We start from the raw sequence: 24,073 nt of genomic DNA on the forward strand, positions 1-24,073 counted from the left end.
TCATGCTTTTCCAAGTCAAAATGGACGTACATATCCCTTTAGATATGCCAAGCGATAAAGCCAATGAAATTAAAGCTGTTGAAAAAGCTTATTCACAAGATTTACAGCGCCAAGGTAAATGGCGCCATATTTGGCGTATTACGGGTCAATATTCAAATATCAGTATTTTTGATGTTGAAAGCAATGAAGAGTTACACAACATTTTGCAAGGTTTACCACTCTACCCGTATATGGATATTCAAGTAACAGCGTTGAACCGCCATCCCTCTTCAGTTCGTGAAGATGATAGCTGATCAGAAAATCAAACCACTCTAACTTGTTAGAACTCTAATTTTTTGGGGTGGTTTATCTCTCATTTATATACTGAGATGTATTACAGGAGTTTTAAAGGCGCAGCTTGAAATAGGGCCTAATTGTACAGTGATAACAACCCAATAATTTTTATGCATAGGTATTTTTGAAAGGATATTTACGCATAGCAATTTAAGCATATACAAATAAGAGTAGTCATATGATTGATAAAAGCTCAACATCCTTAATGGATGCACTGTCCCAAATTAAAAATGGTTCAACTGTCATGATCGGCGGCTTTGGCACAGCGGGTCAGCCTGCTGAACTGATTGACGGACTGATTAAGCTTGGCATCAAAGACCTCGTGATTGTGAATAACAATGCAGGTAATGGCGATTATGGCCTTGCGAAACTGCTTAAAGCAGGCTCTGTCCGTAAAATCATTTGTTCTTTCCCACGCCAGTCTGACTCTTGGGTTTTTGATGAACTTTACCGTGCTGGAAAAATTGAATTAGAACTTGTACCACAAGGCAATTTAGCATGTCGTATTCAAGCGGCGGGGATGGGTTTAGGTCCAATCTATACGCCTACAGGTTTCGGTACGCTTTTAGCTGAAGGTAAACCGACACTCAATTACGAAGGTAAAGACTTTGTTTTAGAAAATCCAATCAAAGCAGATTTTGCACTCATCAAAGCGCATCAAGGCGACCGTTGGGGCAACTTGGTTTATAACAAATCTGCACGTAACTTTGGCCCAATTATGGCTATGGCTGCCGATGTGACCATTGCGCAAGTATCTGAAGTAGTTGAACTCGGTGGCTTAGATCCAGAACATATCATCACCCCAGGGATTTTTGTTCAACACGTTGTTCACGTTACACCTGCTCAATAGTTGGATACGGAGATTTAAAAATGAGTTATACCAAATTAAGCCGTGATCAAATTGCTGAACGTGTGGCTCAAGATATTCCAGATGGTGCTTATGTGAATTTAGGCATTGGTTTACCGACTAAAATTTCGAATTACCTACCTTCAGATAAAGACATATTTCTACACTCTGAAAATGGTCTATTGGCTTTTGGCCCACCTCCAGAAACAGGTCATGAAGACCCAGAGCTGATTAATGCTGGTAAAGAATTTGTCACCATGTTGACTGGCGGTGCATTTTTCCATCATGGTGACTCATTTGCCATGATGCGGGGCGGTCACTTAGATATTGCTGTACTCGGTGCATTCCAAGTGGCTGAAAATGGCGACTTAGCCAACTGGCATACAGGCGCTCCCGATGCAATCCCTGCAGTGGGTGGTGCAATGGACTTGGCTGTGGGTGCAAAGAAAGTATTTATCACCACAGATCATGTAACTAAAAAAGGCGAGCCTAAAATTGTCGCTGAATTAAGTTACCCTGCCACTGGCTTGAAATGCGTAGACCGCATTTATACCGACCTTTGCGTGATTGATGTGACGCCTACAGGCATGACCGTGATTGAAAAAGTAGACGGTCTGAGCTTTGAAGAGTTGCAGGCAATGACTGGTGCAAAGTTGGTGGATGGGACATCTAAATAAAAAAGGGAGTCCCCTTTTACAAAGGGGGATTTTTCGAATAAATCAGCTTTTTAAAATCGCTCTCAACCTCCCTTTTAAAAGGGAGGAGCTTTCAGTAAAGGATTTAAAAATGAAAAACGCATACATCATTGACGCTATTCGTACACCTTTTGGTCGCTATGCAGGCGGTCTAGCGCCAGTTCGTGCAGATGATCTGGGTGCATTCCCCATAAAGGCTTTGATGGAACGAAATCCGACGGTCAATTGGGGAAATGTTGATGATGTCATTTACGGTTGCGCGAACCAGGCCGGTGAAGATAATCGTAATGTCGGACGTATGTCTGCCCTTTTGGCCGGTGTGCCTTATCAAGTGCCTGCAACTACGGTAAACCGTTTATGTGGCTCATCTTTAGATGCTATTGCAATGGCCGCACGTGCAATTAAAGCCAATGAAGCTGATTTAATTATCGCGGGTGGTGTAGAAAGCATGAGCCGTGCGCCTTTTGTAATGGGTAAATCTGAATCTGCTTATGGGCGCAGCCAGAAATTTGAAGACACTACCATGGGCTGGCGCTTTATCAATCCTAAGTTGAAAGAAATGTACGGTGTAGAAACCATGCCGCAGACAGCGGAAAACGTTGCAGAACAATTCAATATCGACCGCACGGATCAGGACATCTTTGCATATAACAGCCAACAGCGCACCGCAGCAGCCCAAGCCAAAGGTTTTTTTAAAAGCGAAATTATTGCTGTCAGCATCCCTCAACGTAAAGGCGATGCCGTAATTGTTGATACAGATGAACACCTGCGCGCTTCAACCACACTGGAAGGTTTAAATAAACTCAAACCGGTTGTGAAAGCAGAAGGTACAGTCACTGCTGGTAATGCTTCAGGGATTAATGACGGTGCTGCTGCCCTGCTCATTGCCTCTGATGATGCAGTTGAAAAATATGGACTCAAAGCGCGTGCCAAAATTATTGGCGCAACCACAGTTGGCGTTGAGCCTCGCATCATGGGCTTTGGTCCAGCGCCTGCCATCAAAAAATTGTTGGCGCAAACGGGTTTAACACTCGAACAAATGGACGTGATTGAACTGAATGAAGCTTTTGCAGCACAAGCTTTAGCAGTGACTCGCGATTTGGGTTTAGCGGATGACGAAGCGAAAGTTAATCCGAATGGTGGTGCAATTGCGCTTGGACATCCACTCGGTGCGTCTGGTGCACGCTTAGTGACCACAGCATTAAATCAACTTGAAGCAACCAATGGCAAATACGCCTTGTGCTCGATGTGTATTGGTGTGGGTCAAGGCATTGCTTTGATTATTGAAAGAGTCTAAATAAGCTCTCTTTGCAAAGCAGTCTGCTTTATCCCTGAGGATTAGGCTAAAAATGCTGGATCAAGTTAAAAGATAAGATCAAGGATTGTAAAATGCCAAAATTTATATCGAATGATGCCGAAATTAATTACCAAACCTTCGGTGATACCAATAACCCAACAATCATATTTTCAAACTCGCTGGGCACAAAATATACTATGTGGAAGCCGCAAATTGATGCTCTACAGAATGATTTTTTTGTGATTTGCTATGATACTAGAGGTCATGGTGCATCCTCTTCCCCAAAAGGTCCCTATTCGATTGATCAATTAGGGTCAGATGTTATCCATTTGTTGGATCATTTAAATATAAATAAAGCCAGTTTTTGTGGTATTTCAATGGGTGGTTTGACAGGTCAATGGTTGGCCATTCGCCATCCAGAACGTTTTAACCATGTCGTTTTGTCTAATACAGCAGCAAAAATCGGTCAAGAACTCGCTTGGGATACGCGTGCAGCATTGGTGCGTGAACAAGGTTTGAAACCGATTGCTGATACAGCTGCATCACGCTGGTTTACCGAGCCCTTTATCCAAAGTAACGCAGCAGTTGTAGAATCTTTAAGTAACGACCTTGGTGCTGGCAGCCCAGAAGGTTATGCAAGTTGCTGTGAAGCTTTGGCTAAAGCGGATCTTCGTGAACAACTTAAAACGATTACTGTTCCAACACTTGTTGTGGCAGGGTTACAAGACCCTGTAACGACCATTGCTGATGGAGAATATATGGTGGAGCATATTCCAAATAGTCAATTATTTAAAATTGATGCATCACATATATCCAATATAGAACAGCCTAGAGTATTTAATTACATTCTACATCAGTTTTTAAACGCATAATTCTATTGTAGTAATCTACAAAATTTTTATAAAAATGGTCAGTGCATGGCCATTTTTTATTACTATTTCGGATTCGTTGCACAAATCTATTCATGACGGCTTATTCAGCAGTCTAATGCTCAAATGTAAGCGTCCGCTGAACACACCTTATAAATTCATCCTATAAGTCTTAATTTAGTCCCCACTTAAAAACAAGTGGGGACTAAATTTATGACTACAAATACTGATTATGAAAATGAGCATCTTCCTATGCCTAAAGGGGACGGTCGTGCTGCTTTGGCTTTTTTGATGGAGCAACATGGTTTAGGTCAGTCTGACTTAACAGAGGTTGCAACCCAATCAGTGATTTCTGAGATTTTAAGTGGTAAACGCCAACTGAATATTCGTCATATTAAGGCATTGTCTGAGCGGTTTAATGTATCGGCAGATACGTTTTTCTAAAAGAGAGGTGGATCAGGAAATTTGGCTCAATTAGGGGTGCTTTGCCTTTCAGATCTTTGTGCAACAAAGCCCAGAGAATCTATAAATGATAGTGCGTAAGTCCTAATATATCCTTTTCATTAATAAATCTATACAATTAAGTAGCCTTTAATTCATAGCCAAATATTTTTTTTGATAAATTAATAAAATTTTCAACGGGGGTATAATTTTCTTTTTTTCGGTATCTGAGAATAATTGAGCTAAAAGCAAACGCTTCACTCAGAGGAATAAATACAAGATCTTTACTATAAAGATTAACTACCCCCTCATTCACTATTGTGATTCCAAATCCAGCCAACACTAATCCCAAAGCAGAGTGAATATCACGTACAGGCTCAAATAGATTTGAGGGCGATATCATTTTGACTTCAAAAATTTCAAGAATATTTGAAAGGAAATTTGGTTGTGGAGTATCAGGAAATAAAATCATTGGTTCATCAACGATATCTTCTAAAGAAAGAGACTGATTAACTTTTAGCTGTAACAGTGGATGCTCTTTATATAAAGCAACATAAAGTTTTTCTTCTTTCAGAATAATACGCTCAATCTCGTGATCTATACTTTTAAGTCTACCAATTCCTATGTCAATCTTGCCGCTTTTTAATTTTTCAATCTGTTGAAGAGTATTCATGGCTTCGACATGAATGGCAATATCAGGATACTTTAATCGGTAATATTTGATGCATTCTGCCAGTTCGCTGTATATGGCAGAACCAATAAATCCAATACGCAGTGTATTATTGGCTCCGCCAATTTGCTGAGTCATCTTCTTAAGATGCATTTCACTCTGCACAATTTTTTTCGAATTTTCGTAGAAGTATTTACCTGCCTCTGTCAATTCTATGGATCGAGTATTACGTACCAATAACGGCACTTCTAACTCTTCTTCCAAATTTTGTATAGCACGACTTAATGGTGGCTGAGCAATAAATAATTTTTCAGCCGCTTTTGTGAAACTCATCTCATCAGCTACAGCAATGAAATATTTCATTTGGCGAATATCCATATTGTGTGGCTGTCCTCTTAAAGATCAATAATAAGGTGCTGTGATTTTATTTTTGAACAGCAGGGTGTAAACATAGTCAAATGGTCTGTTTCATTTAAAATCATATCTTGATGATGTAACTCACCCCCGGTATAACGCAGCGTACATGTGCCACAAATGCCCTGTTCACATGACATTGGCACTACATAACCTGCCTTATTTAAAACCTCGGCAATATTATCTGTTTGTAATATTGGAATTTTTTGACCTGTAGACGCAATTTCTAAGCTATGTTCATGATGAGATGCTAACAGCAACTCAGTCATAGGATTTTTAAAACATTCTTTATGAATAAATTCTTTTGTCCATTGCATAGCTAATGCCTGCGCTTCGACATACTGTATAAAATGTGCAGAACCACATACATAAAGGTGGGTATTAACTTTTTCTTGTTGCAAAACTTTTTTAATATCAAAATTGTTGGTTTGTTTATTGCCAACATAAGTTGTATAACGACTATCTCGATTCATGATATGAAATTCATTAATACGGTCAATAAATGGGATATTCGGCTGACGTGTACAATAATGTAAATCACATTTACGTTGATCGATAGCAAGGCTCGACCACATACTCAAAATAGGTGTAATGCCTATTCCACCTGCAATCAACAGAACTTTTTGTTCAGTATCATCGAGTTCAAATAAGTTGCGTGGTTGACTGATTTGAATCAGGTCGCCCACTCTAAGTTGCTCGTGAATATAACGAGATCCACCTAATGATTTTGGCTCTTTTAATACACCTATTTCATAGTATCTACGGTCTTGTAGTGGACTAATGAGTGAATATTGACGTACTTTGCCATGAGGAAAATGGAAGTCTATGTGTGCACCACTATTAAAGTGTGGTAATAATTTACTATGAATCGGCGCAAGTTGAATACTGAGGATATTCTCAGATTCATAACGCATTTGCTGTACACGGACATCAATGATGTTATTCAATTTCAACCTATAACTTTAATACAATATAAGGTTTAAAGAGATGATCGGTATTGTGGCTTGCCTCTCTCCTTTAAACCTTGCATCAAACATTAAAATGACTTTGCTAATCCAAAAGTCAGCGTATGATTGTCATTCTTCAAGTTTGTACCAACACTTGGTCCAGTACCTTTTTCCGAAGCGGATACATCATATTCATATGCCAAATTTAGATCAGCAAACGGCAAACGATGACCATAGCCTACTGATGGCTTTATGTGTAATCGCATTAGTGTATGAATATCCTTATTCATTTAATGCACATCGTGCTGTATAAAGTCAATTATTTTAAAGGTCTAATTCCAAGACCGGAGAACGTGATCTAGAAACACAAATCACCATCCGTTGATTGGCTTGTTTTTCACTGTCACTTAAAACCATATCTAAGTGTTCAGGCTCACCACGAAGTACTGTGCATTCACATGCGCCACAAATACCCGCACGACAAGAAAATGGTACCTCTATACCGAGGGATTCAATGGCATCTAAGATGGACTGCTCAGGTTTAACAATAATTTCATGACCAGATTTTGCCAATTTCACAGTAAATTCAGAAATATCCTCTACCGATTGGGTTTCAGATTTGATCGGTTGTGGTGCATTAAACCATTCAAAATGTACTCGCTCTCCAATCGCAACTGAAACCTCTTTCAAGGCAAGCATCAGTGGATTTGGTCCACAACAGTAGATATGCGTGTTTGGACTGAGCTCTTGTACAATATGTTCTAAATCTAACAAATTGGCTTGCTCATCATTAAAATGAAAATGAATGTTTTCTGCCTGATGAAGTGCATTCAAACTTTCATAAAATGCTGCGCGTTGTCGATTACGGGTTGAGTAATATAAAGTCCATTTTTTTTGATGTGCAATACACCAATGAATCATAGATAAAATAGGGGTAATACCAATTCCACCTGCAATAAAGCAGTATTCTGCTACATCTACCAATTCAAAATGATTACGTGGTGTGCTTATGCTCAGCACATCACCAAGCTTTATTTTTTGATGAATAAACGCTGATCCACCCTGACTATTTGGATCCAAGCTCACAGCAACTACATAACGATCACGCTCTGCGGGTGAGTTTAACAATGAGTAATGTCTCGTCAGTCCATTCGCAAGATAAATCTCTAAATGTGACCCTGCTGTAAATGGTGGAAGCGCTTGTTTATTTTCATCTCTAAGTTCTAAGAGCAAGATACCTTTAGCTTCACATTGGATATCTGTCACTTTGAGCTTTAATTTTCCTAATGTCATAACCACCACTTCCTTTTAGTGCGATGAATATGAAGTACTTAACAACAAGCACTTCACGATGCATTGATAATATTTAAGCTTGATTTTGTTGTGTTTCTTGATTAATCAGCTCTAAAAGCTTTTTACGTACACGTACAGGTGCAATATCATTTGACATTAATACTGGGTCTAAAGAGAAGAAATCTGTAGTTTTCATCTCTGTCTGTACAGCTTCAAGTAACGGTACGTCTTCATCTTCAAATGCACGATGCATATTCTGAATTTTCATCACATTAAAACTTGCATCTTCTTCGATATGATTACGACGTGTCGCAAAGAAATAGTGCGTTGTGGTATCAGTTTCAGGTGTGGTGGTATGTAAATCATATTGATTTAAATCATCTAGGCCAAACTCTCCATTTTGTACAGCAGCAACAGTAAGTTGAATATGCGAAGGTGCCGTCCATGTGATGTTAAAATATTGCTGAGCTAATGCTTGTGGATCTGGCAATAATGGTGCAAAAATCATCATTGCAGGTTGTTGCTCCCATTCCCAACGTGCAGAAAGACTATTATGTGCTTCTGTAACCTGTGGAATAATTGGTGACAGTTTGCCGCGCGTTGTAATAATCTCGCCATGTACATGATCGATATGACTTAAATCCATCACATTATCAGTTAAGAGTTCATAATTGCATTTCACATGCATATAGGTATGACCAACCGAATTTGGATGTCCTGACATTAGTTCACTGTAATCCGGGATTAAATTCTCATCTGCTTTTTCTGCATTACCCATCCAAATCCAAATAAAACCATAGCGTTCTACCAAAGGAAAAGCTTGTACTTTCGCAGCAGTTGGGATGTGACCTTTCCCGTGAGGATTGTGTGTACATTGACCAGTGCAATCAAATTTTAAAGCATGATATGGGCAAACTAATTGATCGCCTTCTCTTCTCCCTAAACTTAAAGGTGCAAAACGATGAGGACAACGATCATGTAGCGCAACCGGCTTACCATCTTCAGTACGATAAATCACCACGTTGATATTCATAATTTTGCGCTTAAATAGATTAAATGCATCAACATCGGTTGAAAGCGCAGCAACATACCAGCAGTCTTTTAAAAAAACATGCTCAGACTGAGTGTCCGTTTTAAAAATCATCTTATTCATCTAGCATCTCCTTGCTATACTTATTGAACTATTTCATTTAACTCATTCCTTTGTAGATGAGTTTAAAAACGCTTTCCAATATCAAATATCTCTGACAGGGATACTCTGAAGGTATTAATTCTAAATTATAGATTTAACTAATTATGAATAATGGGAATTTAAATACTAGACCTTGAATCAATCAGGCTTTATTGCACAAAGATTTGAAATGCAAAGCGCCCCTAATTGAGCCAAATTTAAGGCGTAACTTGGGTACGTGGTCGACCTAATTCCGTAAATCTGTTAAGGACTGCTACACGTGCATGGATCTCATTCACTTGGCTATCAAAACTCCTTGCACTGAGTTTATCTTCTAATAATTTGATGCAATGCATCTTAGTTTCAACCAAACTTCGACGATGATAGCCTGACCATTTTTTCCATAGTGTCCTGCCTAAACGTTTAATTGTTCGAAGTAATTCATTTCGCTCTAGCGAGCTACTCTTTGTATCTTTCCATGGTTTCGCATTTTTTCTAGGTGGAATCACCGCATGCGCTTGCCGATCTGCAATGATCTGACGGCATTGCTTGGTGTCATAAGCTCCATCGGTATAAACAGAGTCAATCCGCTCATCTTGTGGAATCTGATTAAGTAAATCACCAAGCACCTGTGAATCACTGACATTATTGGTTGTAAGCTGAACTGCTCGTATTTGTAGGGTTTTAGCATCTATACCAATATGAAGTTTACGCTGTTAGCGGCAGTGTAAAACTGCCCCCCTTGGTTAATATAGCGGTCATTTTGGACTGCTCAACATGTTAACTTTGGAGCAAGCAGTGACAATCCAATGAGTGTAGCCTATCAGCAAGGTAAATTGAAAACCTATATGCAGCGCGTGATACTCGCTCCGAAATTACTGATTATCGATGAAATTGGTTATTTACCATTTGGACGTGAAGAAGCGAATCTGTTCTTTAACGTGATTGCCAAGCGTTATGAAAAAGGCAGTACGATATTGACGAGTAACTTACCCTTTAGCCAATGGTCTAAGTCGTTTGCGGATGATGTTAGGTTGACCGCTGCGATGTTAGATCGGCTATTACATCACTGTCATGTGGTACAAATATCGGGTGAGAGTTATCGTTTGAAGGATAAAAAAAGAATTGGGATTCAGCCTCAGGTTGAAACTTAATACGAGATCAAAGGGGGCAGTTTTAGAATGCCGTTGACATCTTTTAAAGATGGTATTCCATTTACCAAAATGAGCAGGTAGATCACGCCATGGACTGCCTGTACGGGCAATCCATAGGACTGCTTCTAAAAATAATCGATTATTTTTTCCACTACGACCTCGATCGGTCACTTTACCTAGGCAAAAGGTTCCATTTTTGCCCATTAGGGGGATAATGCAGTGACTGAAAGCTTCTTTCATACATTAAAAGGTCATGTAATCCATGGCAGTGTGTTTTCGACTCGAAAAGAAGCAAATGCTGTCTTGTTTGACTATATCGAGATTTATTACAATCGGATCAGAAGACATTCTGCAAACGGCTGGTTAAGCCCAGAAGCCTTTGAACAGAAATATTTTAAAAGTTTAAAGGGGCTGGTTGTCCACGATTCTGTCTAGAATCAAACCAAGAATTTTAAAGAATTAAGCCAAGTTTAACTTGGCTTAATCTTAACATCATCGTCTCAGTAAGAACTCTGAGTCGTTAGAATGCCCACACCATTTTTAAGGTGGTGGAATGTCCTTCAGGACGATGCTCCACTTCGGTTTCTTTAAGGAACTTCGCCTCTAATGACCAGTTATCCTGTTTGTATTGAATTGCAGGGCCAAATGCCAACGCCTGTCCTTTATTACCAATACTGGCACCATTCACTTCATCATCTGTGGTTTGTTTAAACACATAGCCTTCTAGTGCCAATTTCACTTGATCATTTAACTGATAACCGATTGCATAATCCCCAGCAAAATAATCCCCCGATTGATAGTTGGTATCGTCATTTTCGGTATTGAAACTATAAGACAGTTTGGTCGAAAACTCCCAACCTTGTGGCTGCAAATACGAGTAAACCAAAACTGGCCGAATGGTGTGATAATTCTTGCCTAAATTAGCGATTACAGGACGTTGAGGATTGGCATCTTCATAATCACCTGTTGCTAACACACCTTCTAAAGCAGCGATACTGTGATGGTTACCTTTATGCCAACCGAGCATAGTGCCTATCACTAAATCTCCCAGTCCACTGTTAGAATCTGATGCGCCCATCGCATTTAAACGTAAATTGACTAAAGGCTGTGCTGCATAGATCCCTAATTGCCCGCCTGCAATTTGTTGTGGGGTCATCCACACCAGACGTGGAATAAAGGCATTCACATCGACATGGAAATTGTTGGGACCATCTTTAAACTCACTGGCATGGTAATTTTGGTAGTAGTTCAGCAAATATACCCCAGGTGGTGGCAAAGCACCTGCAGCAATGCCTTCAGCACCCAGTGCAAAAGAGTCTAAACCGTTTTCAGTTGCACAGACATGCGTTGCTATACCGCTCAATAACATGAGTGCGTAGATTTTGTTTTTCATAGAACATCCTATTCAATGCAAATTTTGATGAAGTTTGCTTGCCATGTTGAATCTTTCATACCTTGGCAAGAAACTGAAGAGAGCAGCATCACCAACTGGCATGGTGGTTTGCGCTACATATTTACCTGCTGCATCACTAAAAATGGTACGGCGCAAGTTAAAGTCAGACTGGGTTTTGTCAAAGAATGAATAATTGCCCAAACTATTAGCATGCCAAACTTCGACTTTGGCATTTTCAATAATGTTGCCCTGTGTGTCAGTGACCTTACCTTCAATAATTAAAGTATCTATATGATCTGATTCTGAACCGTCATCCATACGCGCAAAACCGACTGATTCAGGTGCACCTGCAACATACAATGGCCCTTCAATGGTACGTGGTGTACCACCTGTCACGCCTGCTCTAGCATCGGCTTCATCGGCACGTAAATCTAGATAATGTTCCAGACCCAAACCTGCTGCAAGTAAACCAAGTTCATTGGCTTTGCCTGCGTCGGTCATGTATTCCAGACCTTTCCAGACTTCAGAAGGCTGAATGTCTAAATCTTCAATAGCTTGAAATAAGTCTGTTACCAAACGTACTACAATTTGCTGTACACGTTGATCGACAAGGCCTGTCGCAGTGTCGACGTTCATTTCTTTCACTAAAGTATCAATTTGTTGACGGTCCATGTAATCCTCCTTGTCTATTTTGGCACTGTAGAATTGAACAGTGCTATTTTTAGTTTTTGACACTGCCTTCCAGTGTTGGTTTAAGTCAGTGCCAAAGCGAGTTTCTACGGCACTGAACGATGTCCTTAAGTTTTTTCTAATCTTTTTTTAAATATGTTTAAACAATGCAGAACGTGACTGACCGCTTGCCCCATCTGCAGCACTCAAGAAGCGCTCGGTATGAATATCTCGCTCAAATAAACGGCTTTGCATCAGGGTTGAAATGGCCGCATCAATCATCACCGGTGGGCCACATAAATAGGCCTTATGACCACCACAGCGCTGTTCAAAATAGTCAGCAACTGCTTCATGCACATAACCTGTAAAACCTGTCCAGCCATCTTCTTCTTTAGGCGCATTCAAAGCAGGAATATAGCGGAAGTTTGGATAGTCTTTGACCAATTTCTCAAACAGTTCTCGGTTATATAATTCCGCAACATCTCGCGCACCTTGGAACAGGTAGATGGTGCGGGTATCACCCGATTCAAGCAGGTCTAAAATCATAGATTGCGGGCTAGATAAACCTGAGCCACCAGCAATAAAGATCGCATCCTGTTCATCCGATTTACGTACAAAGAATTGTCCGTAAGGCCCTGAAATTTCCAGTTCCTCGCCTGCTGCTAGCTGCTCATGCACATAAGTCGTTGCACTACCGCCCACCACATGACGGATATGCAATTCAATAATACCGAGTTCGCTTGGCGCATTGGCAATAGAAAACGCACGCGTGCCTTCAATGCCCGGGAATTGCACGTTAATGTACTGCCCTGCCTGAAAATCCATTGCGCGGTCTAACTGCAAACGCACACCTTTAATGGTTGGAGATAAGTCGCGAACTTCAATGACTTTGGCCTGATAATCTTGTACTAGATAACCCAGAAAATCAGGGTCTGCATCGACATCGGCTTCAATGGTCATGTCTGATTCTGGCTTACAGCAGCACGCCAACACTTTGTGTTCTTCACGCTCTAAATCCATCAGCGCGAAAGGTGATGCTTCGCCCACATCATAATAACCATCGGTGACTTGGACTTTACAAGTGCCGCAAGTGCCGTGCCCACAAGCAAATGGCAACCACACGCCCTGACGTAACGCGGCATCTAAAATGGTTTGATCTTCTTCAACCTCAATGGTTGTACCAATTGGCTCAATTGTGACTTGATAGCTCATCTGCGACCTCCTGTCTTGCACTTACTGTCTGTGCTTTGCTGTCTTTATCTAGTTGTGATCTTGCTGTTTTAAACGTGTGCGTCCTTGTACCCATTCAGCCCTGGAGTTACAAAGCGCAGTAGTGATTTATGATCGAAGCCAATTTCTGCCAAGGTCTGTTCAGGGCGTGGCTGAATCGCCTGTTTGTTCAGGGTAAATTGCACTTTATCCCATTTAATTTTTTCAAAGTCAGGATGTTGATGAAAACCCGCTTGCATTTGCTGATCCAAAAAGTCCTGAAAAGTTTGCTGCGGCGAAACCAACATGGCGTGTGCAGAACAATATAAAGTGTGATGATCCCAACCCACATAAATCAAAATATTGCCGCTATAGTGTTTTTGTAGATCCCGTGGTTCAAAGTCGTAATCTGGGCGAATAGCGCGTACTGACATGGTCATTCTCCGTATTGAGGTGGTTTAAGCCGAAAATGGCTCAAACCAAAATCCTTTTAATTTTAAAGCTTGAAATAACTTAAACTTTATATACTTACCTTAGATATTGAATGCGTGTTAAGCCGCATCACCTTTCCATTTTCTCCAACGTTGCTGGTCTGGCGAACCTTCAATATCCAAGTTATCTGCACCGACATTGAAGTGATAATATTCACGCAGCATGTTTTCCAAATCTAAGCCACCACAGTTGCCTTGTAGAATTTGGTTAACTGGCAACCATGCCTGCACATATTTTTCAGGTTCACGTTCAAAAATATCGTGACAACCATCTGAACAGGTGTGGTAACGCTCGCCTTTATAAACAGACTCGCGATACGTAAACATGGTCGGATCGCCATCCATTTCGGTGAATGTCATTGGCACTTGGCAAATTTGGCACAACTGCGGTAAGCCTGCGCTGTAGAAACGCTTGCCATCTGCTTCCATCTTGCGTGCGAGTTCCCACTTTGGACGGTAGTATTTGTCAAAGGTGTCTGGGTATTTTTCAGATAACCAATCCATTTCCTGATCGGTTGGAATCCATGTATGGAAACCTGCTGCATGACCGAAATTATAGAAAATCCACCATGCCTGATGCGACACGTGTTCTTTTTCTTTGGTAATCACTTCTGAATATTTCGGCATACGAATACCGTAACGGCTCAAGTCTTTAAATAACGCACCGCCCGCTTCTTCAAAGTAAGTTTCCCACGCTTCTTTCCACGACATCACTTTGTTTGGCAGCATGTAGTCCATCATCATGCCAACGATAGATAACAAACGCGTTCCACGCCAGAACCACTTATCAATCCATTCCTGTACGATTGGCACGTTGTCTTCGTGTTGTTCTAACAAGAATTTCACGATTTCCAGACCTAAAGTCATGTGACGTGCTTCATCAGACTGTGCACTAAAACCAAAAGTGACCGTTGCCATATCGCCATTGTGTGCTGCACCTGACATGAATGGTACGAACAACAAGTTGGTCAACACATATTCAAAGGAAAAACTGATCGCCAATAAGAACTCAAACGGCCCTGCAGAACGTGCATCTTCAAAGAAAGATTTTGGTACAGACAAGTACCAAACGCGGTCATGCATATGCGACCAATCCTGAAAACCATCAAAGAATTTGTTGTAATGACTCATGGCATGAATTTGCGTCTGCACGTGACGTAATTCATCAATCGACTGCATTTGTGATGCAATACGTGCGCCCACACCACTAAACTGACGCCCCACATGCGCATAACCTTGGAATGCCTGATATTCAAGCGGAGTCACCGCAGTTAAAAACAGTTTAATGGCATTCAAATAACGCTCATTGGTCACGTTCATTTGACCGTTGTTTTGTGCAAAAGCATCAAAAATAGCGTAGAGTTTTTTCTCTTTTTCTGCCTGATATTTCCAGTAAGCATCCATGGTTAAACGGAATGGATCTTCCCATTTAGACCAGTCTGTAATTTTAATGCCTTCAAACTCTTCGTATGGAAAGGCTTCTTTGCGGTCTGCATAAGAAAAGTCCCAATCCAAGTCACGAGTGAGTGCGCGATAACGGTCTTTGGCATTCAGTTTTTTTGCTGGGGTTTTAACTTGTGAATTCATGCTCATCATCCTTAAATTTTTTAGCGGCAATCTATGCAGCAATATGTTCTGGCGGCACTGTACTCAAATTGGCTCAGTGCACATGCTTATTCCTAGTTCCAGTGCAAACGGAAACTGTCGTCATCTTCTTCGACGTTACCGCCCAACGTAATCATGTTGAGTTGTAAAGACTGAATATCCCAATCTTGTCCAAGTTTTTCAGATACCGTTTCTGCTTTGACAATTAAACCTGTTTCGCTTTCTACCCGAATCATGGCTGGCAGATATTGAATCGTGGCATCTGGGTTGTCTTCTTCAATCGCTTCAATGATATAGCGCGACGTGTCGTTGTCCTGTAATGCGAGATAAACCTTAGACATGCTGCTTCTCCTTAAGCCTGCAAAATTTGTTCAAGTTCGATGCCAATTTTTTTACTGCGTTCCAGTAGTTTTTGTTCTGCAATGTCGACTGCATCTGCAGACAACGCCCCTGCTGCCCACGCTGCAAATGCCGCTTTCACTTCAGGTAAATATTCGGCTAACCACTGGCTCAACAATTGTTTGTTATGTGCAGATTCTGCAGCTGCAGTTTTAAATACGCTGTCTGACCATTTGCGTAAATCTGCCATGGCTTCCTGCATAAACTCCATCAGTATCGCCAAGTCACGTGCTTGATGCTGTGCCAACCATTGATCAAATTGGGTATAGACCAACTCGCTCATAAAACTGTCAATCACCAAGTTTTGTAATAAAAACAGTTTGAAATAGTCTTGCTCAGTCAAACTGGTTTCACACAGCTTGCGCAGTCCTTGCCATGCCTTATCTTGCATCCATGCTTGTTTGGCAGGAATTAAAGATTCGCCCGTGTTGCCATCGAGTGCCAAACCGACTCGTGAGATGTACTGCGCCATCCCTAAACGATCCATCGCAGCATAAATACAGGCTTGGGTCAGCACTGTGCCGTAACCATAAGCACTGCCCGACATCATGTGTAAATTGGCAGTTTGCTCGATATGACGAAACGGTAAAAACAAGGCAATCACTTTGGCTTTAACATCTTCAGAAATATGCTCTGCCAACTGACGCTTTTCAAAAAAGCTAAAGTTACTTTCTGCGATGTCCTGCAAACGCGCACGATGCTGCACATAAGTTCCGTAATAAAATTGACGCGGGTCTTTAAATGCGTACCAATCTTGCATTTCAATTGCAGTATGGGTTTTATCATTTAAGGTTTTTTCAGGTTTCCACAGCGGACGATAGTGAAAGTTGGTTTCCGGCTGAATATCAAAACTGACTTCCTGATAACGGGTGGCTGGCTTGTTGCCAAAACGGCGCTCAATATAGGCATAGTTTTGACGAATTGGTTCAATACCCGCTGTTTTAATTTCTAAAGTCATCGCTTATCTCCTTAAGCATTCAGTGTTGATCTTCATGATCAATGTTGTATCGCTGTGCACCGACTAAAGTGTCGTGTTCAATGCCGTAACGCCATTTGTCTTCTTCAGCATCATTCACGGCTTGCTGTTGTTCGCTCATTTCCACCACTTGATTGGTTGCGCAGAACTCGCGGAATGCTTGCTGCGGTAACACCAACTCCACATATAAAGTGGGATCGTGAATGGCAAAGTCGAACTCGACAAATGCGGCATCAATATCGCCCGTCACCCGAATATATTTGGTTAAGGGCAATGCGCCTGTTGCATCCTTCATATTGTTCTCCTACAAGATCTGATTCATTCAGAGCTTGCTTCAGTTGCTTCATGCATCTGTTGCTTACCTTTACTAGTACAACAAGCGTGCCAACTTTATAAAAACATTTAAAAACAACTACCTAAAAAAATATGAGTATTTTTATAAAAACTTGGATTTAATGATTTGATGAATTTTGATGTAAAAAAAATTTTAGATTTCATGATTTGATGAAATATAGCCCACTCGGATACAAAAACTTATCCTTGTGCTTTATGCAATTCGCCTAAAATAAAAATATAAATAAAAACATATAGATACACTCAAATACCTTTAAGGCTTGGCATGATACTATTTATGTATTGTTAAATTTTCACGAAGTTGCATAAGATAGCTAACCAGCCACGAATTTAATGGATTAAACACGGCGCATGGCACTAGTAAAATACGACAGTAGCGGCAAAAATGCAGGCTATCCTCAGGAAATTCACGACCTGCTTTCCAAGCTACATTTTGACACTGAGCATGGACAAATCTGGTTTGACGAATATCGGATGTTGCTGATGCATACCAGCGTCATCGGCTATTTGCGTAAAGACCTTGTCAATATGATTGGAATGCAACGCACCAAACGCTTTTTTATTCGTTTAGGCTATCAGGCAGGTCTAAAAGATGCAGAAGTCACCACGAAAATGCGCCCAGGCTTAAATGAAGAGCAGGCTTTTATGGCAGGGCCACAAATGCACGGTATTCGTGGCATGGTACAAGTTTCTGCCAATCAACTGATTATAAATCAAAAGAAAAAACAGTTTTATGCAGACCTAAACTGGCATAATTCCTTTGAAGCCGATGTACATCTTGAACAGTTTGGACCGAGCAATGAACCTTCTTGCTGGATGCTGCTAGGCTATGCTTGCGGGTACAGCAGTTATGCCACAGGCATGACCATTATTTATCAGGAAATGGAATGTAAAACCTGCGGACATGCTAACTGTCGCATTATTGGTAAACCACTCGGTGAATGGGAAAATGCCGATGAACTGATTCAGTTTATGTCACCCGAACCGATGGAACAGGAACTCATTGCACTACAAGCCGAATTGTATGAACTGAAAAAATCGATTTATACCACCAGTAAAAATGACTACAGCATGTTCAGCTCAGTCGGCCAATCGGCAGCCTATCAACGGGTTTGTGACTTACTCAAAAAAGCCGCAGGTGCCAAAGTTTCCATTTTGTTGCAAGGTGAAACAGGTGTCGGGAAAGAAGCCTTTGCCCGTGGTGTACATGAACTGAGTCAACGTAAAGAATATGCTTTTGTCGCAGTCAACTGTGCGGCAATTCCGCCTGAACTGGTTGAATCTGAACTGTTTGGTGTTGAAAAAGGTGCATTTACAGGTGCACATCAATCACGTGTAGGTAAATTTGAACGCGCCCATGGCGGTACTATTTTTTTAGATGAAGTGATCGAACTTTCACCACGTGCTCAAGCGGCTTTGCTGCGTGTGCTACAAGAAGGTGAAGTGGAACGTGTCGGAGATTCACAAACCCGTCATATTGATGTTCGCGTGATTGCTGCAACCAATGAAGATTTAGAACAAGCGGTTAAAGCTGGGCGTTTCCGTTCCGATTTATATTACCGTTTAAATATTTTTCCTGTCCAAATTCCACCTCTGCGTGAACGCCGTGAAGATTTACCGCTGTTAGTCGAACACTTTTTAAATCGCTTTGAAAAAATGTATGGCAAACAAATTCAGGGCGTCAGTGAAAAAGCCACTGATTTTATGCAAAGCTATGCTTGGCCTGGCAATATTCGTGAACTGGAAAACCTGCTCGAACGTGCGGTACTGCTAACGGAAGATCAACAACTGATTAAACTGAAAGCCTTATTTCCACAAATGCACAGCGAGCATACCGTAGATGAACAAACCAACGTAGATTTAGACAAGCTGTTGACTGAAGGTTTTGATTTAGAACAACATGAACAACAACTGATTATCACCGCGATGCAAAAAGCCAAACACAATGTGTCTGAAGCGGCCCGTTTGTTGGGTATTAGTCGAGCAAAGCTCGATTATCGACTTAATAAATATTATTAGGGCGTGTCCTCATTTGAAGAATTGGTTTTAAATACTTAAAATCTTCCTTTGACTTATTTTTATTTCTATATTTTCAATGGCACGTACTCTTCTTACCGATGATATCTGGCAGCAAATTCAAGATACTATGCGATTACATGATTGCTACCGTTCAAAGAATAGTAGAAATATCATGATAGCGATCTTATGGAAACTGCGTACATGCGCCACATGGCGTGATATTCCTCAAGAATTTTGTCCTTGGCAAATTTGAAAAGTAAAAGTTCAGTCGCTACCCTTGCTCGGGAGTTAGGACGTTCACGATCAACCATCTACCGTGAATTAAAAAAAATACTGGGCAACGTGGATATAGAGCTCAACAGGCAGCTAAATTTGCAAGTCAAAGACGGTACCGTCCTTCATCATCAATGACAGCATTTGCCTTCGCTTATATTGATTATTTGATTGGTTTGGACTGGTCACCTGAACAAATTTCAGGTGCTTTAACACAACGTGGTTGGCTGGATGTACCTTCACATGAGTGGATTTACCAGTACCTTTATCAAGATAAATCAAAAGGTGCTAAACTTCATCTACACTTAAGGCATCAGAAGAAATATCGAAAACGCGGTTACAAAAACACGGATCGTAGGGGTCAAATCATTGATAAAACAAGTATTCACTGCCGAGACCAGGTCATTGATCAACGACAACGTTTAGGAGATTTCGAAGGTGACACGGTGATTGGTAAACATCATAAAGGTGTTTTATTGACTCTCGTTGATCGAAAGAGCCTGTATGTATATATTGTTCATTTAGGGCCAACGAGAGCATCCTCTCAAACGATTACTTGTGCATTAGATCGTTTACAAATGAGCCATGCTTATAGTGTGACATTTGATAATGGCAAAGAATTTTCCGAACACAAAAGAATTACTGATGTTGGCATGGAGACGTATTTTGCTGATCCTTACAAGTCTATTCAGCGAGCTAGAAATGAAAATACGAATGGTTTAATCCGTCAATATCTGCCAAAATCATCATCGTTTGATGACGTGTCAAACGAACAAATAGAGCAGATAGAATTTGCACTCAACCATCGTCCTAGAAAAACCCTAGGTTGGTATACACCGAGTGAAGTTATGGCTGGTTTTTATACTGTTGCACTTGCCGCTTGAATCTGCCAAATAAAATCATTTCTTCTGGATCTAAACGCTTTAGCCGAAGTTGGTCTGCAACCACTATCTTGTCCTGTGCTTTATCCATTTTTCCCCCAGTGTCTTCTTTTCACACTGTCATTTAGAGTTTTTACCTTATATAAATCCCTATCGACAGCAAGCAATAACTTACGATATATCGCGAGCAGTAGTAAGGCTTGATTTTTAATTTTTTTTGAAGACTCACTGCTCATTTCCTCATTGAGTAACATCATTTTCAAAACTAAAACTGGGCATGGTTTTTCAAACCTACCTTCAGATATTGTTAATGCATCAATGAGCAATGGTGTCATCATTTTTTTCTGCACAGGTAAATTATTTTTAGCGTTACAATAATAGAATAACACAGTCCCAAAATTAACAAAATTAATTCAAATAGATTTTATATTTAATAAAAAAATATTTGATTTATATGATTTATTTACTAACTTTGTTTTTATATTAAAATGCTTTTGTCTTCTACAAAGCGTACTGTACGAATATCACTGATATTCGGGGCTGCTCATCCGCAAAGTTTAATCAGACTTTGCACAAAGCCAGTGACCATACGTAAAGACAGACGAAATAAGGATTTAATCATTAAGCAGCATTGGATGGCTGCGTCGGAGTAGGTTTGATTTCGCCCTTGTTTGCCTTTTGATGGCGCATACCATTGCGTAGCAGGATCAAACCAAATGGCAATATTTCCGCGACTCATGAGTGCTCGGTTATATGCGGGCCAATTGGTTGTGCGGTAGATTTTGTGTGTAGGCTTCTTCATTTGAAAATTATATCGCTGAAAAAGCCTTTACAGATAGGTTTGTGCAACAAAGCCTTTAGTTGAAAAAAACTTTTAGATTTCATGCTCACACACCACCTAAAACAAAAAATATCTGATTGATTTTACAGGCTTTTAATTTAAGGTTTTATTCCACCCACTCGCAATATCAACGTTTAATATCACGACCCACTAACTCATTAACTAAATATGGAGCAGTACGGCTATCTTGATTTTCTGTTATTTGTTTTGGTGTTCCTGCCACAACAATATTCCCACCAGCATTTCCAGCACCTGGTCCCACATCAATCACCCAATCTGCTTGTGCAACGGCACGCATATCATGCTCAATCATAACTACGGTATTACCCGCATCGACTAATCGCTGCAATTGAACTAACAATCGATCTACATCTGATGGATGCAAACCTGTAGTTGGCTCATCAAGTATATACAGTGTATTTCCACGCTGATTGCGTTGCAGCTCGGTCGCCAATTTAATACGTTGCGCTTCTCCACCAGATAGTTCAGTCGCTGGTTGCCCTAAACGTAAATAACCAAGGCCAATTTCCTTTAATAATTGTAGTGAACGAGCAATCGAGACCTCTCCATCAAAAAAATCACGTGCTTCATTGACGGTCATTCCTAATACTTCAGCAATATTACGTCCATTCCAGCGAATTTTCAGAGTGTCATCATTATATCGAGCACCATGACATGTCGGACAAGGGGCATATACACTTGGCATAAACAATAATTCTACACTGACAAAGCCTTCACCTTCACAAGTTTCACATCGCCCTTTAGCCACATTAAACGAAAAACGTCCAGCATCATAATGAGCTTGGCGAGCTTCAGGAGTCCCAGCAAATAACTTTCTAACATGATCAAATAAACCCGTATAAGTTGCCAAATTAGAACGTGGAGTACGGCCAATTGGTTTTTGATCAACCTGTACCAGACGCTGTATAGCCTGCACATCACCAGCCAGAGAACCCTGTGTAACCTCGGTAACCAACATTCCTTCATTTAAAGGATTATTTTCATTATTGTTTTCAGTTTCAGATTCATTGCCTAAATATGAAAGTACTAACTCGGGTAAAGCTTGAGAAACGAGACTAGATTTACCTGAACCTGAAATACCTGTAACTGCTGTAAGTACACTAAGAGGTATACGAGCATCAATATTATGCAGGTTATGTCGGTAAATATTGTTAAGTTCAAGCCAACCAGAGGGTGTACGTCCATAACTTTGAGTAACTGGGATTTTATTAAATAAATAACTTGCAGTACGTGAAGCTGAAATCTCACTTAAACCCTGAGGTACTCCACTATATAAAATATTACCACCTTGCTCTCCTGCATCTGGTCCAACATCCACTAACCATTGAGCACGACGCATGAGCTCTAAATCATGCTCTACAACAAATACGGAGTTTCCAGCGTCTCTTAATTTATCGAGAGAATCATATAATGACTGACTATCTGAAGGATGTAATCCAGCAGACGGTTCATCCAGTACATAAACTACACCAAATAGCATAGAACTTAATTGTGTTGCTAACCGCAAACGTTGTAACTCTCCCGCTGAAAGAGTCGGTGTGGCTCTATCTAATGTTAGATAACCAAGACCTAACTGGCGTAATTGATTTAAACGCCCCACCACACCATTTGCTAAACGCTGGGCAGCAATTTTCTTTTCATCTGAAAGTGCTGACGTACGTCTTACATCTGGAGATACAGAATGCACTGCTCTACCTGTTGTTGCTCGTTCAGATCTATCAAGTTGGGTTACTTTATTATTAGTCTTTTCTCCAGCATCATGAGCGTCGAAATTGCCAAGAACAATCGGCTCAAGCAGGCAAGTTAACTTATCCAAAGAAAGTTGCATAAACTCACCAATATCTACTCCAGCAAAGGTAATAGATAAGGCTTCTGGTTTAAGGCGTTTACCATGACAGGAAGGGCATATTTTTCCTTCCATAAAACGTGAAACACGTTTTTTCATCAACGTACTTTGGGTATTAGCAAAAGTATGAAGGACATAGCGACGAGCACCAGTGAAAGTGCCCATATAGCTGGGTTCTAGTTTACGTTTAAGTGCAGATTGAGTCTCAGCGGGGCTTAAACCAGCATAGACAGGAACTGTTGGGGTTTCTTCAGTAAATAAAATCCAGTCTCTATCCGATTGCGGTAAATCTTTCCATGGTCGATCAACATCATACCCTAGGGTTACTAGGATATCGCGTAAGTTTTGCCCGTGCCAAGCAGGTGGCCATGATGCGATAGCTCTCTCACGAATACTGAGTGTTGGGTCAGGAACCATTGTCGATTCTGTAACTTCATAAATGTGACCTAAGCCATGACAGGTAGGACAAGCACCTTGAGGAGTGTTCGGTGAAAAGTCCTCGGCATATAACATTGGCTGATCGGCAGGATATGCACCAGCACGTGAATAAATCATTCGCACGAGACTTGATAAAGTTGTTACACTTCCAACAGAAGAACGGGTATTACTTGCACCACGTTGTTGTTGCAATGCTACTGCTGGTGGTAGACCATCAATAGCATCAACATCTGGTACTCCGGCCTGATCTATTAAGCGTCTTGCATAAGGTGCAACAGATTCGAAATATCTTCTTTGTGCTTCAGCAAAAATAGTTCCAAAAGCAAGTGATGATTTTCCTGAACCCGATACACCTGAGAAAACAACAAGTGCATTTCTTGGGATAGAAACATCTACATCCTTAAGGTTATGCTCACGTGCACCTCGAACTTCAATACAATTATTAGATAAAGTAATGTTATTGTGTTCACCAAAAGAATGTATTTTCATGTTTCTACGAGCCTGTAAATTATTTTGTGTAAGTCCCA

The 24,073-nt window shown here is 40.7% G+C and carries 19 protein-coding genes and 10 pseudogenes; 11 read left to right on the top strand and 18 right to left on the bottom strand.

Features of this window, described 5'->3' with window-relative positions:
* The first annotated feature begins 2 nt into the window (after positions 1-2).
* From catC to ACS72_RS08845, 6 genes and pseudogenes are all read left to right on the top strand, one after another.
* Positions 3-293 (top strand): muconolactone Delta-isomerase, encoded by a 291-nt coding sequence (gene catC / locus ACS72_RS08820; RefSeq protein ID WP_034679659.1) that lies wholly within the window; start codon positions 3-5, stop codon positions 291-293.
* 218 nt (positions 294-511) lie between these two features.
* Entirely contained in the window at positions 512-1,183 is a 672-nt protein-coding gene (locus ACS72_RS08825) for a 3-oxoacid CoA-transferase subunit A (RefSeq protein ID WP_048881879.1), read from the top strand.
* A 20-nt stretch (positions 1,184-1,203) separates the two neighbouring features.
* Positions 1,204-1,857, top strand: a complete 654-nt coding sequence (locus ACS72_RS08830; RefSeq protein WP_016658296.1) for a 3-oxoacid CoA-transferase subunit B — start codon at positions 1,204-1,206, stop codon at positions 1,855-1,857.
* Positions 1,858-1,966: 109 nt separating this feature from the next.
* Complete coding sequence (gene pcaF, locus ACS72_RS08835) at positions 1,967-3,172, top strand: 3-oxoadipyl-CoA thiolase (protein ID WP_048881880.1); 1,206 nt, start codon at positions 1,967-1,969, stop codon at positions 3,170-3,172.
* A 92-nt stretch (positions 3,173-3,264) separates the two neighbouring features.
* Complete coding sequence (pcaD, locus tag ACS72_RS08840) at positions 3,265-4,044, top strand: 3-oxoadipate enol-lactonase (RefSeq protein WP_048881881.1); 780 nt, start codon at positions 3,265-3,267, stop codon at positions 4,042-4,044.
* 222 nt (positions 4,045-4,266) lie between these two features.
* A pseudogene (locus tag ACS72_RS08845) lies at positions 4,267-4,485 on the top strand (type II toxin-antitoxin system HigA family antitoxin); the annotation flags it as partial.
* Positions 4,486-4,621: 136 nt separating this feature from the next.
* Here ACS72_RS08845 and ACS72_RS08850 read toward each other — a convergent pair.
* The 6 genes and pseudogenes from ACS72_RS08850 to ACS72_RS08870 all read right to left on the bottom strand — a co-directional run.
* Positions 4,622-5,530, bottom strand: coding sequence for a LysR family transcriptional regulator (locus ACS72_RS08850; protein WP_048881882.1), 909 nt, complete (start codon positions 5,528-5,530; stop codon positions 4,622-4,624).
* A gap of 17 nt (positions 5,531-5,547) precedes the next feature.
* Positions 5,548-6,513, bottom strand: coding sequence for a PDR/VanB family oxidoreductase (locus tag ACS72_RS08855; protein WP_048881883.1), 966 nt, complete (start codon positions 6,511-6,513; stop codon positions 5,548-5,550).
* An 89-nt stretch (positions 6,514-6,602) separates the two neighbouring features.
* Positions 6,603-6,803 carry a hypothetical protein gene (locus ACS72_RS17970; protein WP_155858021.1) on the bottom strand — a complete coding sequence of 67 codons (201 nt, stop codon included), beginning with the start codon at positions 6,801-6,803 and terminating at the stop codon, positions 6,603-6,605.
* Between the two features lie 34 nt (positions 6,804-6,837).
* Positions 6,838-7,806: a PDR/VanB family oxidoreductase gene (locus tag ACS72_RS08860; RefSeq protein ID WP_048881884.1), complete on the bottom strand. Its 969-nt coding sequence runs from the start codon at positions 7,804-7,806 to the stop codon at positions 6,838-6,840.
* Between the two features lie 73 nt (positions 7,807-7,879).
* Positions 7,880-8,959, bottom strand: a complete 1,080-nt coding sequence (locus tag ACS72_RS08865; protein ID WP_048881885.1) for an aromatic ring-hydroxylating dioxygenase subunit alpha — start codon at positions 8,957-8,959, stop codon at positions 7,880-7,882.
* Positions 8,960-9,195: 236 nt separating this feature from the next.
* Positions 9,196-9,690 (bottom strand): annotated as a pseudogene (locus tag ACS72_RS08870) (IS5 family transposase); the annotation flags it as partial.
* Between the two features lie 96 nt (positions 9,691-9,786).
* Here ACS72_RS08870 and ACS72_RS08875 point away from each other — a divergent pair.
* Positions 9,787-10,131 (top strand): annotated as a pseudogene (locus ACS72_RS08875) (ATP-binding protein); the annotation flags it as partial.
* A gap of 21 nt (positions 10,132-10,152) precedes the next feature.
* Here ACS72_RS08875 and ACS72_RS17415 read toward each other — a convergent pair.
* Positions 10,153-10,335: pseudogene (locus tag ACS72_RS17415) on the bottom strand (transposase); the annotation flags it as partial.
* A gap of 6 nt (positions 10,336-10,341) precedes the next feature.
* Here ACS72_RS17415 and ACS72_RS08880 point away from each other — a divergent pair.
* Positions 10,342-10,566 (top strand): annotated as a pseudogene (locus tag ACS72_RS08880) (IS3 family transposase); the annotation flags it as partial.
* A gap of 85 nt (positions 10,567-10,651) precedes the next feature.
* On the opposite strand, the gene ACS72_RS08885 reads toward ACS72_RS08880, so the two are convergent.
* The 8 genes and pseudogenes from ACS72_RS08885 to ACS72_RS08920 all read right to left on the bottom strand — a co-directional run bounded on the left by ACS72_RS08885 (position 10,652) and on the right by ACS72_RS08920 (position 17,168).
* Positions 10,652-11,524, bottom strand: coding sequence for a transporter (locus tag ACS72_RS08885; protein ID WP_048881887.1), 873 nt, complete (start codon positions 11,522-11,524; stop codon positions 10,652-10,654).
* Between the two features lie 90 nt (positions 11,525-11,614).
* Positions 11,615-12,196 (bottom strand): annotated as a pseudogene (locus ACS72_RS08890) (dioxygenase); the annotation flags it as partial.
* Between the two features lie 147 nt (positions 12,197-12,343).
* Positions 12,344-13,405 carry an NADH:ubiquinone reductase (Na(+)-transporting) subunit F gene (locus ACS72_RS08895; RefSeq protein ID WP_048881888.1) on the bottom strand — a complete coding sequence of 354 codons (1,062 nt, stop codon included), beginning with the start codon at positions 13,403-13,405 and terminating at the stop codon, positions 12,344-12,346.
* Positions 13,406-13,473: 68 nt separating this feature from the next.
* Complete coding sequence (locus ACS72_RS08900) at positions 13,474-13,836, bottom strand: phenol hydroxylase subunit P4 (protein ID WP_048881889.1); 363 nt, start codon at positions 13,834-13,836, stop codon at positions 13,474-13,476.
* Between the two features lie 117 nt (positions 13,837-13,953).
* A complete protein-coding gene (locus ACS72_RS08905; protein WP_048881890.1) occupies positions 13,954-15,480 on the bottom strand; it encodes an aromatic/alkene/methane monooxygenase hydroxylase/oxygenase subunit alpha in 1,527 nt (508 codons plus the stop codon).
* 92 nt (positions 15,481-15,572) lie between these two features.
* Positions 15,573-15,839, bottom strand: a complete 267-nt coding sequence (locus tag ACS72_RS08910) for an MmoB/DmpM family protein (protein WP_004971969.1) — start codon at positions 15,837-15,839, stop codon at positions 15,573-15,575.
* A gap of 11 nt (positions 15,840-15,850) precedes the next feature.
* Entirely contained in the window at positions 15,851-16,855 is a 1,005-nt protein-coding gene (locus ACS72_RS08915) for an aromatic/alkene monooxygenase hydroxylase subunit beta (RefSeq protein WP_048881891.1), read from the bottom strand.
* A gap of 19 nt (positions 16,856-16,874) precedes the next feature.
* Positions 16,875-17,168 (bottom strand): phenol hydroxylase subunit, encoded by a 294-nt coding sequence (locus ACS72_RS08920; RefSeq protein WP_048881892.1) that lies wholly within the window; start codon positions 17,166-17,168, stop codon positions 16,875-16,877.
* 410 nt (positions 17,169-17,578) lie between these two features.
* Between ACS72_RS08920 and mobR the strand changes: the two genes are divergently transcribed.
* The 3 genes and pseudogenes from mobR (at position 17,579) to ACS72_RS08930 (ending at position 20,403) form a co-directional block, all read left to right on the top strand.
* Positions 17,579-19,246, top strand: a complete 1,668-nt coding sequence (mobR, locus tag ACS72_RS08925) for a phenol degradation transcriptional regulator MobR (RefSeq protein ID WP_048881893.1) — start codon at positions 17,579-17,581, stop codon at positions 19,244-19,246.
* 76 nt (positions 19,247-19,322) lie between these two features.
* Positions 19,323-19,478, top strand: a pseudogene (locus ACS72_RS17420) (transposase); the annotation flags it as partial.
* Positions 19,478-20,403 (top strand): annotated as a pseudogene (locus ACS72_RS08930) (IS30 family transposase). The pseudogenes ACS72_RS17420 and ACS72_RS08930, both read left to right, overlap by 1 nt.
* A 7-nt stretch (positions 20,404-20,410) precedes the next feature.
* Here ACS72_RS08930 and ACS72_RS08935 read toward each other — a convergent pair.
* From ACS72_RS08935 to ACS72_RS08940, 3 genes and pseudogenes are all read right to left on the bottom strand, one after another.
* Positions 20,411-20,738, bottom strand: a pseudogene (locus ACS72_RS08935) (hypothetical protein); the annotation flags it as partial.
* Positions 20,739-20,933: 195 nt separating this feature from the next.
* Positions 20,934-21,202 (bottom strand): annotated as a pseudogene (locus tag ACS72_RS17425) (transposase); the annotation flags it as partial.
* Positions 21,203-21,368: 166 nt separating this feature from the next.
* Positions 21,369-24,035 carry an excinuclease ABC subunit UvrA gene (locus ACS72_RS08940; RefSeq protein ID WP_048881894.1) on the bottom strand — a complete coding sequence of 889 codons (2,667 nt, stop codon included), beginning with the start codon at positions 24,033-24,035 and terminating at the stop codon, positions 21,369-21,371.
* Positions 24,036-24,073 lie beyond the last annotated feature (38 nt).

Origin of the sequence: Acinetobacter sp. VT 511 (genome assembly GCF_001077515.1) — a bacterium.
Classification (GTDB): Bacteria; Pseudomonadota; Gammaproteobacteria; order Pseudomonadales; family Moraxellaceae; genus Acinetobacter; species Acinetobacter schindleri.